This window comes from Microcoleus sp. S13C4, from assembly GCF_036700865.1.
In the GTDB taxonomy this organism is placed as follows: domain Bacteria; phylum Cyanobacteriota; class Cyanobacteriia; order Cyanobacteriales; family Microcoleaceae; genus Microcoleus.
On record NZ_JAUBPS010000013.1, the window covers coordinates 1 to 17,712 of the forward strand.

The following is a 17,712-nucleotide window of genomic DNA, read 5'->3' on the forward strand; positions in this document are numbered from 1 at the left end:
TCTTGATAGTTGACCTTCATAAAAAATCCCTTAATTTTCTGACCTGACATTGTAGCACTTATTTGGCAAAATGGTATTAGTCAACAAACCCGGCTGATGAGATTTTTTTGATAAGGCGCTAGATATTAGTACAGAGAGTTTATTTGGTTTATGAGAAGAGTAAAATGAAAGTAAATCTGCTTTAATATATGTCACAATGCGCTCCCAAACACGGGAATCAAAATGTTAAAGTTCGCTCGACTGCTCCCAACAATTGAAGAGTTAGTAATGCTCCACTTTCCCAGGCCTGCGGAGTCGGAAATTAACCAGCGGTTGATGGAAAAATTCGCCGACCCGGGAGTGAATGCTTGGCTCGATCGTGCAAACAATGCGATGCCCTAATTCCCGACCGCAATCCCCAAAAGTCGAAATTCGCACCCTAGAGAATCTAGCACTCATACAGGCTCTACTCGATAACCACTCTGAGTGGTTCCTATCCTAGATACAGTAGACTTGTTACCTGAATCAAGTTAACAGACGTTTGTCCTGCTGACGACACTCACAAGCTTGATTTGCCACAACCCCTAGCCTTCACCCCAAGCTGACAAGAAGCCCATTATTCTCAAACGCAACATTTGTTCTTGAACACCTGGGTTTTAGCACCTGCTTGTACGTCCGGTGAGGCTGGCCACCACCGCCACTAACTCCGCAGCATCTACGGGTTTGGTCAAATGCATCTGAAAACCTGCTAATAATGCCTGCTGACGATCGTCATTCCGGGCATAAGCCGTCAGCGCGATCGCGGGTAGCCTACCGCCCCGCTGCGCTTCAAGTTGACGCAACTTGCGGATCAGGGAGTAGCCATCCTCATCCGGCATCCCAATATCGCTCACTAAAACATCAGGGCTGCGATCGGTTGCGGTTTCGATAATGGTCAAGGCCTCCTTGACCGAAGCAACAGCCATGACATCAGCACCATACTTTGCGAGAATGGTGCTCAGCAACTCTAGCGCGTCAGCCTCGTCCTCTACCACTAAGATTTGTAAGCCTTCAAGGGTTGGCGAGGCCTGAAACATCCCCTTCGCCTCGACGAGTGAGTTTAATGGCTCTAGATCGCTGGGTGGTAGATGGATAATCATCACGGGCAATTTGACTGTAAAGGTCGCCCCCTGTCCTATCCCTGGACTCACTACCGTTACAGTCCCGCCATGTAATTCAACTAATTGACGCACAATGGCTAACCCTAAACCCAACCCCCCATAACTGCGAGTAGTCGTGCTGTCGTGCTGGCTGAAGCGATCAAAGACAAACGGTAGAAAGTCCGAACTGATACCTGCTCCAGTGTCGCTGACAGTAATTTCAACATGGGAATTAACCCGCTGCAAACCAATCTGGACTCGCCCGTCTTTAGGCGTAAATTTGAGGGCGTTAGAAAGTAGATTCCACACAACTTGCTGCAACCTATCGGCATCACCCAAGAGCGGGCCAACTTCAGCATCGAGCACGCTTTGCAGGCGAATTGACTTTGCCTCAGCCGCCAAGTGTACAGACTCAATCGCCGATTCAATCACCGGCACGAGGTTGACAGGACGGACTCGGAGGCGCAGTTTACCCGTGATGATGCGAGAAACATCGAGGATATCTTCGATGAGCTGGGCTTGAGACTTTGCGTTTCGCTCGATCGTCTCCAAAGCCCGCGCCACCTTATCCTCACTCAGGTTTTTCAGCCGTAACATCGTTGACCACCCTAAGATCGCGTTAAGAGGAGTTCTGAGTTCATGAGAAAGAATCGAGAGAAACTCATCCTTGGCACGGTTGGCGGCCTCTGCCTCTGCCCGAATTATTTGTTCACGGCTCAATAATTCGTCTTTGGTGCGATTAGACGCTTCCAGTTGGGCAGTGCGTTCCTGCACCCGTTGCTCTAGCTCCAGATTAATCGCCTGGATACGGTGGCGACTCTCTTCTAGTTCCTGGTTTGTAAGGGCGAGTTGGGCTGGACTGGGCGTATCGAGTGCCACTGGAATTAAGGGAATCAGTAAAAAGGTGAACGTATAGAAAGACCAAACACCAGTGACAGCTTTGATCAGTCCTGAAACCCAATAAATGGGGTGCCAAAGTGTCACTACTTCGATCAGGTGGGTTGTGCCACATAAGGCAAAGATAAAAAAGAAACCTACCAGCAGCGTCACCGTGTGGGTAGGCAGATCCTTACGTTCATTTGTAAAGTAAACAATGGCAACCGCCACCGAGTAATAAGCGAGGGTAGTCAAGGCATCGGACGTTATGTGCAGCCAGACTAACCCCGGTTTCCAGAGGTAACAATGCCCGTGAGGAATGAAATTAGTTGAAAAGAAGGTGCTCAAGAGGTCAGGCATATTAGTTTACGGCACTGTCAAGTTAATTTAGGGGGTGTCATCAATTCAACCAGATGACCGCAGCAGCCCGAAGAATCGCACGCGGGAAAGTTCACCGCCCTAGGGTGATAGCGCGTCGCGATTGCCTGATACTGCTTGAGCTTGGGGAAAAAGTTCTCAATCAAATGACGGGCTTTGTACAATTGAGCCTCGTAAGTTTCCAGGGTGTTGCAATTGCGGCTTTTGTCAAATCATGGCGCTCTCCCCCTCGGCATTGAGGCGGTCAATCACACGCTGATCTGGATCATAGCCCTTGTTAGGCAGCAGTGTATGCGCCACGAGGAACGGCGGCAGTTGGTCGCCTCCTGCTCGCGTCACCAGTTTGTCCGGGGGTGAGGTGAAACCCCAACGACTCTCCTCAAAAAGCTCAGCAGGAAGATGTTTCTTTAGAGTGGGAAAATGCCTGGATCGGAAAAAATGAGAAGGAGTCAGAAGACAGAATTTAGAATTCAGAATACCCCATGCCTGGAGTGATGGTTTTCAGTAACGAAAGATTTTTTTGATCCACGATTAAAATCGGGCGCTTGAAACCTGGATTCTCCATCCTGTCGCACAAAATCCATTCCCAAAGTCTGTATAACTTACGGCACAGTGAGTCTGGAACAGGTCGCACAATAATCCCATAATCCTTGAGCGCCAGCTTGCTCTCTTTTGCCAATATACACTCCTACAGTTTATGAAATTTGATGCTTCAATTGCCACCTCTTTCCACTGCTTGTTATCCTTATTACCTACAAATGACCACATTTCATCACATTGAATTGTGAGCTTTCCTTTGTTTTTTGACTTCACTTCTACTTCTCTTTTTACAGATCCTAATTTTTTATTAACCTAGTAGTGCAACCACCGCCTAAACATCTTACAAGTACCGATAGTGTAAAAATTAACTCATTCGTAAGTCCTGTTCTTCCTTCTTCCTTATTCCTAAATCAATCATTAATAAATTCACCTTCACAGATAATCGAGTCTCGGTTCTCCAAATCTTCTTGATTCCAGACCGCGTTCAAGGCTGCGGAACTTAAGGAAGTTGACATCGTATTTAATGTTGTGTTGTAGTATTCGGCAGCATTATTAAGTTCTACTTGGGGCGCTTCCTTGAAGTATGAATTAATATCAGGCGTACAACGCTGGGCTTGGTAGTATAAATAAGCTTCAGCATTAATACACATTACATGGTAAAAATCCTTATTTGCTGCCGTCACATCTCCAAGTTTATACAGCGCTAAACCCCGGTTCAGATAAGCTTTAACATAGTTGGGTTCTAGTTCCACTGCTTTGTCAAAGTCTTCAATTGCAAGCTGCATTTGTTTTAATTTATAGCGAACGCAACCTCTGTTATAATAGGCATAAACATTTTGTGGATCGATGCCGAGTGCAGTGTTGTAATCGGCGATCGCCTGCGTATTGTCTCCTAATTGGTGGTAACAGAGACCTCGATTTATGTAAGCTTTGATATATTTTGGATTCAACCGCAGCGTTTCGTTAAAGTTTTCTGTTGCGGCCTCTTTTTCTCCCAAAAGGTAGTAAGCGCGCCCCCGGTTGTAATAGGTTTTATAATTGTGGGAATTGAGAGATAGAGCTCGATTGTAGTCTTCTATTGCTTCTTCGTAATTTCCTAAATTAGCAAGTACAAGTCCCCGGTTGTTGTAGATAGCGTGGCTGTTAGGCTTATTTGCCAAAGCGCAGTTGAGATCTTCAATGGCTTTTTCGTGTTCTCCGAGATGACGCCAAGCATTGCCTCGATTCAAGTAAGCCTCGAAGAAATTAGGATTGATATCTAGGGCTTGGCTGAGGTCTGCGATCGCTTTTTGGTAGTCTTTCATGTAATAGTAAACCAAGCCACGATTGTTGTAGGCTTTGGCATCGGCGGGATTGACTTGCAGTATCTGAGCGAAGTCCTCAAGTGCTGCTTCATAGTTTCCTTTCTTGGCGCTGTGCAAACCGCGCTTGTAAAATTGTTTGAGGTTCATAGGTCAACTTTCAGGATTGCTTGATGCTGGGGGTTGATTCCTGTGCAGTCAGTTTTGAGTTCGACAGCCGTTAATCTGTTGAAAGAACATCCACCTGCGGTCAGAGTAAGTCTTAAATGATTCCCGGCAATCTACCCTAAACAGGATTTTTGGTTTATTTTAACAGTAGTTAAATCCTGTTGAAAGGCTCTGCACGTCGGCTGGATTTACTTATTAGTCAGTTCGATTGTTTACCCGACGATCGACTGGAGCTCAAAAGTCTAGTTTTACTTGGTGCTGTGTGTCTCTTGATGCGGGGGCGATCGGCTCGTTCGCCAAATTAACTTTGATACCGCTATTCAGTATAAATTGTTGCCCGCAGTCCTACCGAGTAAACTCTCTATTTTTTTTAACAAACTTCGTCTCATTATTTGCGGCAGTACGTCTCTACCAACTTTTGTTGCGTAATTACCAATTACCGATTGATTTCCTCTTCCACATAAACAGTCAATTTCTCCAAATCTGGAAGTTCGATCAATTCTTGTTCCTTTTCCTTAACCGAGACGGGCATCATCACAGGTTTACGGTGTTCGATCCAGCAACTCGCCAGCGGTAAAGTTTGTTCCAAATCTTCCAAAGGCCTCGGAATTACCATCACGGCGTTCAACTCGCCAATTCGCTCAGCTTCGTACATCCCGGCTTCTACGGCTACTGCTACATCTGCAACTGCACCCCGAATAATTGCCGTGCACAAACCTGCGCCAATTTTCTCGTAAGCTGCCAAGTGTACGTCTGCGGATTTGAGCATAGCATCGCAAGCACCGACCATTGCGGGAAATCCCCGGGTTTCGAGCAAACCGATCGCCTGATTGCTAAGCCGAGAATAATTGCCACTTTCGGAAAGTTCAGTCAGCCGAAAGCCGATCGGTAAAACCACTTCCAAATTAGCCAAAGGTCTAGGAATCACCAACTTAGAAACAAACTGCCCGAACTGTTCAGCAGTTTGAGCTCCCGCTTCCACAGCCAAACGCACATCCGAAATTCTGCCCCGGACGATCGCCGTACAGTGACCGGAACCAATTTTTTCGTATCCTACTAAAATCACTCCTGCCGACTTCAGCATCATGTCAGCAGTCCCCACAATTGCCGGAAAACTCTTGGTGGATACCAAACCCAAAGCAGTGTCTTTGAAGTATTCCTGGCGCTGCGATCGCTCTTCGTGACTGTTACGATCTGTTTGTCCGTCCATCTTCTATTACCCTTAGAAACTTCCCAAAATAAAAATTTGTTAATAGTTTATAGTTTCTCAGATGAGAAGACAGACTGCACGAGCTACAAGACACTGATTGCTGCGGCAAAGCCTTACAAATTGCTGAGCTACCAATAATATGAGATTACCTATTTATATTTAATCTTTCTGCCTTCAGCATAGCTGCCTTTTGCCGAAATGATGGCTACCCGGAACTGCCCGATGGAGTTTGGCCGTTTTCCTCCGAGCGATTAAAAGCTTGGCGGTGCGGAAACAGCGTCCCCAACAGCCGATTGATGTGAGCTTGACCGTACAGAATAGTTGGCGTTTCCCCTGGTTGGGGAGGCTCTGCGGCGGTGGATTCCGGCGGATCTGGGGCAGTCTCCGGCGCAGTTTGAGGCGGTGTTTGGGCGGGTTGTGGCGGCTCGATCGGCTCGATGGGTCGATCGACTGGTGGCGTAGTGACTTCGGGGGTTTCTGGTGATGTTGGCGCTGCTGTTGGCGCTGTTGCGGTTGCTTCTTCTGCGGCGACTTGGCGGCTGGTATCTCCGATTAGAGAACCTGCTGGCATAATTTGCATTTTTTCGATACAAGGATTAATTAGGGTCGTCCCGGCGCCAATACAGGCATTTTCCCCGATCGTTCCCGCACCTACCACCAGCACCCCTGCACCCAGAATAACGCCCGCCGCGATTTCCAGAGTACCTTCACGGGCGTGAAGGATAACTCCCATACCGATACAGGCACCGGCGGCGATCAAGATCCGGCTGCCCGGAGCTGCTTGTAGGATTGCTCCAGGGGCGATCGCCGCACCCTCATTCACAACTACATCGCCACTCATCAAAATCTGAGAGTTGCTACTTAATTGCAGTGGCGATAAATACATTCAACTTCACCATGAAAGGAGCGATTTTTTTAGATCAAAGGACTTTAAATTATGGGTTTTTTCGACTAATAAATTTAACCATGTCAATCTAAGAAACGATTATTTACTAATACTGAGAAGCTTGATGCTTTAACATTTTCTAGAAAGTTCCAGAAGATTCGAGATTTTGACCAACCCTTCTCAATCGAGCTTTTTAACTATCTCAAATCCAACTTCAATCCGCTTGGATTTCTCCCGTGGGCACCTGTGCGAGGGCTTAACGGGAGAAACAAGTTAATTACCTGGCAAATTAAGGTCGTTGGATAATTTCTTCGAGTACCCGGCGCTTCGCCTTGGAGTCGATACCCAGCAAACGGACGTACTCGCCACTGTGTTCTTTGAGACAGCTTTCGAGGGCAGAAATCACTTCGGATTCGCGGTTGGATGAGATCGGGGCGCAACTGCTCCAAGAACCGGTGCGGAAACGGCGCGCGTCGGCGTGTTCCGTGCCAATTTTGTAGCCTTGGGAAAGCAGGTTGCGGATTTGGTCGATCGTCTTGCCGGTCAAACTTCCGCTGCTCGCCGAACCAGTCGAAGCTGCTTTGTATCCCGAGGTTGCTGCCGGCTTAGCCGATTGAGCAACTGGGCCGTCGGGACGCTGAATAATTTCTTCAACTATGCGTCGCTTAGCTTTCGGGTCAATCCCGATCAAGCGCACGTATTCGCCCGGATACTCGTTCATCACACCTTCCAAAGCGGCGATCGCCTCAGATTCGTTTTTCACTTGCAGCGAAGCTCCGCTTTGCCAAGAACCGGTGCGGAAGCGGCGCGCGTCGGCGTGTTCCGTCCCCACCTTGTAGCCTTGAGCTAGCAAGCCGCGAACCTGAGCCACTGTTTCGGCACTCAATTTTCCGCTTGACACGGAACCGCTATTGTGGTGGGAACCTTGTTGTGCAACTTTACCGTTAGATTGGTGAGTTTTCGCACCGTTAGAACCGTTAGAGCCATTATTTTCTCCCGGTCTTTGGACGATTTCTTCTAGTACGCGGCGTTTGGCTTTGGTGTCAATCCCGATCAAGCGGACGTATTCTCCTTGGTGTTCAGCCATGCAAGCTGACAAAGCGGCGATCACTTCTGAGTCACGAGTTGAGGAAATCGGGCCGCAAGTACGCCAAGAACCGGTACGGAAGCGGCGTGCGTCGGCGTGTTCGGCTCCCACGCTGTATCCTTGAGCTAGTAAATTGCGGATGCTATCGGCAAGAGTTGAACTCAATTGGGTGCCGGCCTGGGTAGAATATTTGGTTTGATTCATATTTGGGTTTGTACTTTTCTCGTTGCGAATTGGTGCTAGACAGGCGATGTTCTCAGCGCAGCGATAACCCGTTCTCAGAGCGTCATTGATGCCGATGACATGGGTCGCAAATTGAACGTCAGAATCTTGAACGTCAGGCAAGCGATCGGCTTGCTTCTGATTAGTGATGATGGCTCCCGAAGGTACGTACTTACCCGGGGGAATCTCCACATCTTTAATTAGTACGTGCATCATGACAATGCAGCCGTTGCCCACTCTGGCATTGAACACCGTAGAACGAAAGCCGATAAAGCTATCGTCGCCCACGTAGGCAGGGCCGTGAATTAAACTCATGTGGGTGAGGGAAGTATTTTTCCCCACCCACACAGAATAGGATTTGCCGTCGTCTCCTGTGACTCGGCCTTGTTCTAGGCCGTGAATCACTACTCCGTCTTGAATGTTGCTTCCTGATCCGATATAAAAAGGAGTGCCTTCATCGGCGCGGATAGATGTCCCGGGGGCAATCATCACATTAGAACCGATATGCACATCCCCAATAATGTTAGAAAAGGAATGTACGAAGGCGGTATCGTGAATTTTGGGCTCAGCCAAGTTTTTCGACCAAGGCGTCGGGGGAGCCGCAACGTTGCGGACTGCCATAAATTAAGTTCTCCTAAGTTGAAAAATCTTTTTGTTAGTTGTTAGTTGTTAGTTGTTAGTTGTTAGTTGCTAGTTGTTAGTTATTTTTCGACTAACTGCTAACTGCTAACGGTTGCAACTAGCGGTACGGGTCGTCTTTTTTACTGTAAATGAGGCGATTTTCTACATTGACAGTATCTATAATGCCTACTACTAGAGCATCGATCGGACGGTTTTCACTGCCGGGCGCGATCCGGGCTGCGCTGCCTCGGGTTACTAAAACCCATTCATCGATACCAGCGCCCACACAGTCAGCGGCTACCTCATAGCCGGGAACTGGTGAACCTTCCTCATCGATGAATTGCAGCAGGAGAAATTTCGATCCTCTCAGCGTCGGCTCTTTTTGGGTACTGACAACTGTGCCGAGAACTTTGGCCATTTGCATTTTAGGTAATAGGTAATTGGTAATTGGTAATTGTCATTTTTACAGGGTCACTTGTTTTTTTTATTAGCTCTGTCCGATGTCCGGTGTCCGTCTTTTAGAGCTTCGTCTAGTAACTAATGACTCATGACTAATGACTCATGACTAATAACCAATATCCCATGCCCACCTCAATTAAAAATTAAAAATGCTAAATCAAAAACATCGCGATTTTTAATTTTTAATTACCAAACGCCCCTAACAGCCGATCGCCTATCTTATGATCTGTTGAGGGGACGAATGCCACTGACGCCTTCGCGGAACTGTTCTACAGCTTCGGTGTAGCGAATCGGCAGCACGTACTCTAAGTTTTCGTGAGGGCGGGCGATAATGTGGGTGGACATCACTTGTCCGCCGTTAACGCGCTTCACTGACTCTACTCCGGCGGCGACAGAAGCTTGCACTTCCGAGACATCTCCTCTTACAATGACCGTAACCCGAGCGCTACCGATTTTTTCGTAGCCTACCAAGGTGACGCGGGCTGCTTTGACCATCGCGTCAGCGGCTTCTACCACTGCGGGGAAGCCTAGGGTTTCGATCATGCCAACTGCAATTGCCATTGGTTTTACTCCTGATTGAATATTGGGGGAACTAAACTGTTAATTTTTGACGATCGCACAAATTTTCTTTTAAGGAAACTTTTGTGCGCTAAGAACTTAGTAGCCTCGGAACTGTTCTACTGCTTCTGTATATCGAATCGGCAGAACGTATTCTAGGTTTTCGTGGGGGCGAGCGATGATGTGGGTAGAGACGACTTCTCCGCCGTTCACCCGCTTGACGGATTCCACTCCTGCTGCGACTGAGGCTTGGACTTCCGACACGTTGCCGCGCACAATTACGGTGACGCGGGCGCTGCCGATTTTTTCATAACCCACCAGGGTAACGCGGGCAGCTTTGACCATAGCGTCGGCAGCTTCCACAACAGCGGGAAAACCTTTTGTCTCAATCATTCCCACGGCAATTGACATTTTTGAATCTCCTTTGAGGATGAGCGAAATTACCGTTACAAATCTTTGAGAAATCTAAAAATTTGGACGGGGAGGCCCACATTATTTAGTAATGCAGTGTAAACCTTCCTATCCTATAAGAATAGGGGAAGGTGTCCACCTTGACAATATAAACTAACATCATAATGTTTAATAACAAAAATTAAAATTTTTTATGTTACTTAAAATAATTTAATATTTATTTAATAATCTTAATATAAAGAGGTGTAGAGACCGACGGCGAGAGGGATTAAAGTAAGTAATAATACTCATATAAAGAAGAGTTCGGTATGTAAAGCCGGAGCTGATCACTGCCGAGAAACTTGGGGATTCCAAAAGGGGGATCGCGGGTAAATCGGCAAAAAAGGCAGTCTTAGTCCATCGGCAGGCATTTTTTTCTTTGAGTGCCTCGTCTGCTCAGCAAGTAATTTTGTGTGGAGATAATTCTCAGTTTTGATGCTTTAATGTATAGTGAATCTTGGGTGCAAATTATTTTGCCACAACTATACGATCGGCTTTAGTCAAAGTTTTAGGGTGTCGCGCGATCGCGCGCAACTGCTTTTGTATAAAGGCAGCCAGTAATTTCAAGTTTAAGGGATAAATTAAATGACTCAATTTCTCCTCCAAGCCTGTTGGTGGGTACCTTTATATGGCTTGATAGGCGCAATTTTAACTTTGCCGTGGTCTACGGGAACAGTTCGCAGAACAGGGCCGAGACCGGCGGCTTACTTCAATTTGCTGATGAGTGTGTTGGCTTTCATACACGGGTCAGTTATTTTTACAGCGACTTGGGGTCAACCGCCCCAACAGTTGCTCGTGCACTGGGTGCAAGCAGCAGATTTAGATTTGTCTTTTGCAATAGAAATCTCCACCATCAGCGTCGGAGCAATGGAGTTAGTTACAGTTCTGAGTTTGCTAGCACAAATTTACGCTCTAGGCTACATGGAAAAAGACTGGGCGCTAGCTCGATTTTTTGGGCTGATGGGTTTTTTTGAAGCAGCAATTAGCGGCATTGCCATTAGCGACTCGCTGCTTCTAACTTACGCTTTGTTGGAAGTGCTGACGCTTTCAACTTACTTGCTAGTCGGGTTTTGGTACGCTCAACCGCTGGTAGTAACAGCCGCTAGAGATGCGTTTTTAACAAAGCGTGTAGGAGACGTGCCACTGCTGATGGGAGTAGTGACGCTTTCAACTTTAGCGGGAAGTTTGAATTTTTCCGATTTGGAAATATGGGCTGAAACTGCAACTTTGTCTCCTGTAGTGGCGACTCTTTTAGGTTTGGCTTTAATCGCCGCACCTACAGCCAAGTGCGCTCAATTCCCCTTCCATTTGTGGCTCGACGAGGCGATGGAAGGGCCCAACCCGGCTTCGATTATGCGGAATACGGTAGTTGTGGGCGCTGGGGCTTATGTTTTGATTAAACTTCAGCCTGTTTTAGCGCTGTCGCCCGTGACGGATGCGGTACTGGTGGTTTTGGGTACGGTGACGGCTGTTGGCGCTTCCTTGGTGGCGATCGCCCAAATCGACATCAAAAGAGCACTATCGCATTCTACCAGCGCCTCTTTGGGTTTGGTGTTTATCGCCGTGGGGCTAAATCAAGTTGACATTGCTTTGCTGTTGCTGTTCGCGCACTCGATCGCCAAAGGCCTATTATTCATGAGCGTAGGGTCAATTATTACCACAACTAACACTCAGGATTTAACAGAAATGGGTGGGTTGTGGTCGAAGATGCCTGCCACGACTACGGCTTATTTAGTAGGCGCTACGGGGATGGTAGCGCTGTTGCCGCTGGGCAACTTTTGGGCTATGCGACGCTGGCTTAACGGTTTTTGGACGGTGCCTTTGTGGCTGGTAATAGTGCTGCTTTTAGTTAACTGTTTGACCGCGCTAAATTTAACTCGCATATTCGGTTTAGTGTTTGTGGGAAAACCGCAGCCGAAAACTCGCAGAGCTCCCGAAGTTGGTTGGCCGATGGCTTTGCCGATGGTAATTTTGACGGTGATGGGGCTGTTGGTGCCTTGGATGTTGCAGCAGTGGCAACTATTAATTAGTTGGACGGGCCCTTGGGCGGAAACGGGGGATTTTGATGCTTTAAATTTGCTTTTGAAGACGCTGGATACGCCACTGTTGTTGTTATCAGGGTTGATTGGCGTTGCGGTTGGGGTGGCGATTTATTGGTACGGGGTTTTACCTCGACCGGTACGGCTGCCGGTGCCGGCGTTGCAGGATTTGTTTGCTTACGACTTTTATATCGATCGAGTTTACCGCGTGACAGTCGTTTGGGCGGTGGCTTTGATTTCTAAAATCAGCGCTTGGACTGATAAGTATGTGGTGGATGGGGCGGTGAATTTGTTCGGTTTTGCCACAATCTTCAGCGGTGAAGGGTTGAAGTACACTGGCACCGGTCAGTCGCAGTTTTATGTGTTGACTATTGCCGGGGGGGTTGCTGTGTTGCTGGCGTTGATTATTTGGCAGTTTTAAACTGTAGTGGTTGGCAGATGAATTTTTCGGGGTTTGTCTGCTTTTTGTCTGATGTTATTTAATTTTTCACCGCAGATAAGGGCGGATGAACGCAGATGAACGCAGATGATTTTAGTCTGGGTTTGTCTGCTTTTTTATCTAGTTTTACTCAAACTCGATCGGCTACAATTCTGTCACCGCAACTTCCCAACCGGGCAAAAGTTGGGGAATTGAAATCATGTCGCCGTCTCTCAATACCACTGGCTCTGCTTGGGGAGTGTAAATTGTTATTGTGCGCTTGTCTGGGTCGATTAATATTCCTACTTTTGCTCCGAGTTCGATGAATGATGAAATTTTTTCTCGGAGGGGTTTGAGGCGATCGGACTGAAATTTGATTTCTACAACTAAGTCGGGAACGAGTTCGGCAAAATACCTTTTACTTTGTTTGAGGCGTGCCGCTAACACCAACGAAACATGGGGTGCTCTGAGATCGGAATTGGGAAGGATAAACCCGCCGCTGGAGTCAAACACTCGTCCGAGTTTGCGAGGTTTGACCCAGTTACGCAAAAGACTGCCAAACTCGAGTCCAATTTAGCTCGATACAATGTCTGATGGGCCCATAATGATAATCTTCCCGTCTACCAGTTCTAGTTGGTAGTCTAGATGTGCTTCCGAGAGTATAGCTTGCAGTTGTTCCCAGTCGGCAATGGTGAGGCGGGTGGAAGGAGAACCGGATTTAATTTGCAAATCTTGTAGATCTGTAAGACTTGAGGTTATAGGAGGATTCCAGAGACATTTGAATCTATGCTAACAAGAAAATCCGCCGATCGCTTTTTTATTCAGTTGCTTTGCGTTAATGTTAAATATAGCTCTAAATACTGTGTAACAAAGGAAAGTTTTAATTGATGCTCAGTGCTTTAATCTGGATACCAATGTTGGCTGCTGCCCTGATTGGGCTCTGGCCCGGTTCAGTGAGTTCTAAAATAGTTCGGAATGTCGCGATCGCCATTGCGGGTATAACTTTTATTCTCTCGGTGATTGTGGCAGTTCAGTTTGATGCCAGTACCAGTGAGTTACAGTTTTCGGAATTTATTCCTTGGATAGATGTTTTGGGATTGAATTACAATCTCGGTGTTGATGGTTTGGGTCTGCCTTTGGTAATTTTAAATACTCTGCTGACAGGGGTAGCTATTTACGCTACGGATGAGTCGATCCGCAGACCTCGACTTTATTATTCTTTGATTCTGTTAATTACCGGCGGCGTAACAGGGGCTTTTTTATGTCAAAATTTGCTGCTGTTTTTCCTGTTTTTTGAGGTAGAATTGATTCCGCTTTACCTGTTAATTGCGATTTGGGGAGGCGAGCGCCGGGGTTATGCTGCTACTAAGTTTTTAATCTATACTGCATTTTCGGGAATTGTGCTGCTGGCTGCTTTCTTGGGTACTGGTTGGCTTAGCGGTGCTTCGAGTTTCGATATGGTTGGTGCAGCGGGCGCATCGCATTTGCAAGGAGGATTGCCATTGCCTTTGGTAAGGCAAATTGTTTTGCTGGCAGGGGTGTTGCTGGCTTTTGGTATTAAGATGCCCTTGGTGCCTTTTCATACTTGGCTGCCGGATGCTCACGTAGAAGCTTCGACGCCGGTTTCGGTGCTGCTGGCGGGGGTGCTTTTGAAGCTGGGGACTTATGGGATGCTGCGCTTTGGTTTGGGTTTGTTTCCCGAGGCGTGGGCGGTGGCGGCACCTTGGTTGGCGAGTTGGGCTGTGGTGAGTGTGCTTTACGGGGCGAGTTGCGCGATCGCCCAAAAAGATATGAAAAAAATTGTAGCTTACAGTTCGATCGCTCACATGGGCTACATTTTGTTAGCTAGCGCTGCAGCTACTCCGATTAGTATGTTGGGAACTGTTTTGCAAATGGTTAGCCACGGCTTAATTTCGGCGCTACTATTCTTAACCGTCGGCATTGTTTACAAAAAATCCGGCACCCGCAACATCGATGTGCTCCAAGGTTTATTCAATCCAGATCGCGGTTTGCCGATGATTGGCAGTTTAATGATCCTCGGCGTGATGGCAAGTGCCGGCATTCCGGGTTTGGCTGGATTTATTGCTGAATTTTTGATGTTTCGGGGCAGTTTGCCAGTGTTTCCCGTGCAAACTTTGCTCTGCATGATCGGCACTGGTTTAACTTCAGTTTACTTTTTAATTATGGTCAACCGCGCCTTTTTCGGCCGCCTTTCGGATGTGGTGGTGAATTTGCCGCAAGTCCGCTGGCGCGATCGCATCCCTTCGCTGATTTTAGCAATAATTATCGCCATCATGGGAGTGCAGCCGGGAGTTTTAGTTGCTTTGAGCGAAAAAACTGCGATCGGATTGGTAGCTAATGTGCCACCGCAAGTTAAAGTGATTGCTCACAATTTAGATTGATAGGATGCCCCGTCGATCGATCGCAATCCAATTCGTTTGTAGTGAGGAATGCAAGTCATCATAAACTTCTGAGGATGGTCGTACTCACTACAAACAAGTGTACCCCGCAAAAACCGTAAAAAACCTGCTTTCTTCGATCTAGATTGCGTCCAGTAGGGTATGTATTTTTACATAAAAAAAAAGTAAACATTTGTGTGGTGAGGTAGCCCTTATTGCCAAAAATGATATAATATCAGAGCTATCAAGAGTAAAAAAATAGTTATTAAATTCAGGCTGAATCCCGATGAAAAGCACAGTATTAAAACCGTCTGCCCATCCCTTAGCCCCATACATTGACCTCTTGGAATCAGGCAAAGCTTTACTGCCTGATTCTACGGAAAATGTGGTTGAAGTTGTCGGGGTGCTGAAAAGTTATGGTATTGTTTTAGATGCCTATTCTCGCAATCTCAATTATATTGCAGAAGAACAGTTTTTAGTGCTTTTTCCATTTTTTAAATATTTCAACGGAGATGTGACTCGGCCCAAACTAATTCGCTATTTGTGGCACGATCGCATTAATTTTGAGTATGCTGAGTATTGCATGAGAACAATGCTTTGGCACGGCGGCGGCGGTTTGGACAGTTATTTGGATTCCCCGGAATTTAGCAGTTTGGCCGAAAAGGCGATCGCGGCTAAATTGAAAGGCAATTTTTTAATGCAGGGCCTCAACAAAGCATTTCCTGATTTTTTGCCGGAACAAGTGCGGATGCTGGCTTACTACACTGGTCTCGGTCAGTTTTGGCGGGTAATGAGCGATTTATTTATGGACTTATCTGATTCCTACGATCGAGGGGAAACTAAGTCTATTTCTGACGTAGTTGATTTTGTCAAAGCTGGTTTAGTAGCCGCCGCCAGTTTACCCATCACCTACAGCGTTAAGATTCGCGGTCAAGTCTACGATATACTGCCAGCGACGGCTAATTTGACATTTTTACCAGATGTAGCCGTGCCTTATGTAGAGGCTGTTTTCTTTCGGGGCACTGCGTTTTTTGGCACAGTTTCATACAATGCTCAAGCTCATCAAATCCCGGAAGAACAAAGAGAATTTGCCTATGGTGCTTTGTTTGCCGATCCTTTGCCGATCGGAGGTGCAGGGATTCCGCCAACTCAATTGATGCAAGATATGCGGCATTACTTGCCGGAGTATTTGCACGAAGTTTATCGCACTAGCTGTCGGGGTGAAGACGATGTGCGGGTGCAAATTTGTCAGAGTTTTCAAAAGTCGATGTTTTGCGTGACGACGGCGACTATTTTGGGTTTAGCACCTCATCCCATGAATACCTCCGATCCAGAGGAAAAAAAGGCTAATCGGGCTTATTTGGAAGGTTGGATGGATCGATTTGGGAATTCTCGCTTGGATTGGGCAAATCAGCCAACTAACAGGGCCTGTCAGTTGTTCCCGGAACGGTAGACAGTAATTGTAGGGTGCGTGACAAGGAGAAATATTTGATTGGCTGCTTGTCACGGCGGAGTGTCGCGCACCCCGGTAAAAAGTTGCTTGCTGGTGCGGGGAAAAAGTTGCGACTATTTTTTCTAAAAAATTAATCTTTCTGAACTCCATCAATAGGGCTATCACACGCTAGATAAGTTTTATATATTTATTTTAATGATATTTATAAGTAAATTAAATAATAAACCCCTGTGAATTGCTTATAGAAAACAGTAAAGTGATAGTTAGTTAGGCAAAAATAAACTAATTTATGCAAATTTTAGTTTATTTTTGGCTAACGTAAGAATAAAATTTAAGACTGGTACAAAACTAAGTTGTAAACTCTATTCTGTGTAGGGCTGTTTAGGAGTAGCTTCTATCAATGATTTACGCTAGGTAATTCAGGAATTGTAACGAAATTGAGTTGATTAGTTGCATTGACTTGTGTTTGAAGAGGTGCGATCGCCTTCTGTAAAACCCACAAATAAAATTAGCATCTAGTTCCAGATTTCAGCATAACTGCACAGGTGACTCGCGCGGGAAATGTAGCAATATCTTAGTGCTTTAGGTTTGTGCGTGCGTTCACTGACACGCACAAACTAATCCACAAATTCCTACGCTTGGCCACAGGAAGAATCCTGAGTTAGGGCGATTGAAACGTTAATTATCCAATTCTTTTTTGGTTGAGATAAACTCCAAGTCAAATGTCTGTCAATTTCTCCAGTCAATTAGATACTGACGAAAGATTAAATTTAGTCACTAAACCAGTGCCTAACCATCCACACAAACTTGATTAAGGAATAAAACAATGAGCGGTTACAGTTTATTTAGAGAAATCCCAGCAGGTACTCAAAGTGATACTGTTCTTTTGCCGAACATAGTCGCCAATCAGCCTACTAAAATCGGTGTATTAACTAGCAACGACAACACTTTTAATCCTTTTTTCCGGGTCAACAATGCTAGCAACGTCGAGGTTGGTATAGGTTCCAGTTTTGTAAATAGTAACAATGATATTGTTGGTGACAGTGCCACTGTTTCCTCCTCAGCAGCAGGTACTTTGACGGCGCTTGTTCGGGACGAGAGGGCAGCGGGAGTTACAACTAAAACGTCGTACATAGTCGAAGTTAGTTCAGAGCCGAACGAGCTTAACAACAGTTCCACTGCTGATACTCCAGCCGTTAACCCCGGAACTTATTCAGGGTGGGTAGGTGCGATTGACCCTACTGACTCCTACCGCATTCAAGGGCCGGGTGTTGGTAAGGTGACAGCGACTCTGACAAATCTAAAAGCTCCTGTCTTTGTAAAGTTAGTGGACAGCGCTGGAACTCTACTAAAAGGTCCAGTAAGCAACGCAACCCAGTCTTTTCTTGATTTCGAGGGTCTGATACCTAAACCAGACGAAAGATATTTTTTGGAAGTTTCCCGCTACTCCCCGGCTGCTGGTTTCTATGAAGGTCCCCTGAACAGCACCGAATACACTCTGAATTTGGCATTTCCTACTTCCACACAAC

Annotated in this window: 14 protein-coding genes and 1 pseudogene; 5 read left to right on the forward strand and 10 right to left on the reverse strand. The window is 46.5% G+C overall.

Annotation, left to right across the window (positions count from 1 at the left end):
• The first annotated feature begins 222 nt into the window (after positions 1 to 222).
• Positions 223 to 381 carry a hypothetical protein gene (locus QT996_RS07855; protein ID WP_333045646.1) on the forward strand — a complete coding sequence of 53 codons (159 nt, stop codon included), beginning with the start codon at positions 223 to 225 and terminating at the stop codon, positions 379 to 381.
• 254 nt (positions 382 to 635) lie between these two features.
• Here the strand turns inward: QT996_RS07855 and QT996_RS07860 are convergent, their stop codons facing one another.
• The 9 genes from QT996_RS07860 to QT996_RS07900 form a co-directional block, all read right to left on the reverse strand.
• Positions 636 to 2,354 carry an ATP-binding protein gene (locus tag QT996_RS07860; RefSeq protein WP_333045648.1) on the reverse strand — a complete coding sequence of 573 codons (1,719 nt, stop codon included), beginning with the start codon at positions 2,352 to 2,354 and terminating at the stop codon, positions 636 to 638.
• A gap of 481 nt (positions 2,355 to 2,835) precedes the next feature.
• Positions 2,836 to 3,051 carry a hypothetical protein gene (locus tag QT996_RS07865; RefSeq protein ID WP_333045649.1) on the reverse strand — a complete coding sequence of 72 codons (216 nt, stop codon included), beginning with the start codon at positions 3,049 to 3,051 and terminating at the stop codon, positions 2,836 to 2,838.
• 271 nt (positions 3,052 to 3,322) lie between these two features.
• The gene (locus tag QT996_RS07870; protein WP_333045650.1) at positions 3,323 to 4,363 is read right to left on the reverse strand and encodes a tetratricopeptide repeat protein; all 1,041 of its coding nucleotides are present in this window, start codon (positions 4,361 to 4,363) and stop codon (positions 3,323 to 3,325) included.
• Positions 4,364 to 4,817: 454 nt separating this feature from the next.
• On the reverse strand, positions 4,818 to 5,591 hold the full coding sequence (locus tag QT996_RS07875; protein ID WP_333045652.1) for a BMC domain-containing protein: 774 nt from the start codon (positions 5,589 to 5,591) through the stop codon (positions 4,818 to 4,820).
• 205 nt (positions 5,592 to 5,796) lie between these two features.
• Entirely contained in the window at positions 5,797 to 6,477 is a 681-nt protein-coding gene (locus QT996_RS07880) for a carbon dioxide concentrating mechanism protein (RefSeq protein ID WP_333045655.1), read from the reverse strand.
• Between the two features lie 289 nt (positions 6,478 to 6,766).
• Complete coding sequence (locus QT996_RS07885) at positions 6,767 to 8,407, reverse strand: ribulose bisphosphate carboxylase small subunit (RefSeq protein WP_333045657.1); 1,641 nt, start codon at positions 8,405 to 8,407, stop codon at positions 6,767 to 6,769.
• Positions 8,408 to 8,525: 118 nt separating this feature from the next.
• Complete coding sequence (locus QT996_RS07890) at positions 8,526 to 8,831, reverse strand: EutN/CcmL family microcompartment protein (protein ID WP_172186882.1); 306 nt, start codon at positions 8,829 to 8,831, stop codon at positions 8,526 to 8,528.
• 254 nt (positions 8,832 to 9,085) lie between these two features.
• Positions 9,086 to 9,427, reverse strand: a complete 342-nt coding sequence (locus tag QT996_RS07895) for a carbon dioxide-concentrating mechanism protein CcmK (RefSeq protein WP_006635058.1) — start codon at positions 9,425 to 9,427, stop codon at positions 9,086 to 9,088.
• 96 nt (positions 9,428 to 9,523) lie between these two features.
• Positions 9,524 to 9,835, reverse strand: a complete 312-nt coding sequence (locus tag QT996_RS07900) for a carbon dioxide-concentrating mechanism protein CcmK (RefSeq protein ID WP_006635059.1) — start codon at positions 9,833 to 9,835, stop codon at positions 9,524 to 9,526.
• Between the two features lie 624 nt (positions 9,836 to 10,459).
• Here QT996_RS07900 and QT996_RS07905 point away from each other — a divergent pair.
• Entirely contained in the window at positions 10,460 to 12,334 is a 1,875-nt protein-coding gene (locus tag QT996_RS07905) for an NAD(P)H-quinone oxidoreductase subunit F (RefSeq protein ID WP_333045659.1), read from the forward strand.
• A gap of 162 nt (positions 12,335 to 12,496) precedes the next feature.
• Here the strand turns inward: QT996_RS07905 and QT996_RS07910 are convergent.
• Positions 12,497 to 13,054: pseudogene (locus tag QT996_RS07910) on the reverse strand (Uma2 family endonuclease).
• Positions 13,055 to 13,218: 164 nt separating this feature from the next.
• On the opposite strand from QT996_RS07910, the gene QT996_RS07915 reads away from it, so the two are divergent.
• The 3 genes from QT996_RS07915 to QT996_RS07925 all read left to right on the forward strand — a co-directional run.
• Positions 13,219 to 14,733: an NADH-quinone oxidoreductase subunit M gene (locus QT996_RS07915; protein ID WP_333045660.1), complete on the forward strand. Its 1,515-nt coding sequence runs from the start codon at positions 13,219 to 13,221 to the stop codon at positions 14,731 to 14,733.
• A gap of 283 nt (positions 14,734 to 15,016) precedes the next feature.
• Positions 15,017 to 16,183 carry a CO2 hydration protein gene (locus QT996_RS07920; protein WP_333045662.1) on the forward strand — a complete coding sequence of 389 codons (1,167 nt, stop codon included), beginning with the start codon at positions 15,017 to 15,019 and terminating at the stop codon, positions 16,181 to 16,183.
• 826 nt (positions 16,184 to 17,009) lie between these two features.
• Positions 17,010 to 17,712: hypothetical protein (locus tag QT996_RS07925; RefSeq protein WP_333045664.1), on the forward strand; the 703-nt coding region annotated here is incomplete at its 3' end.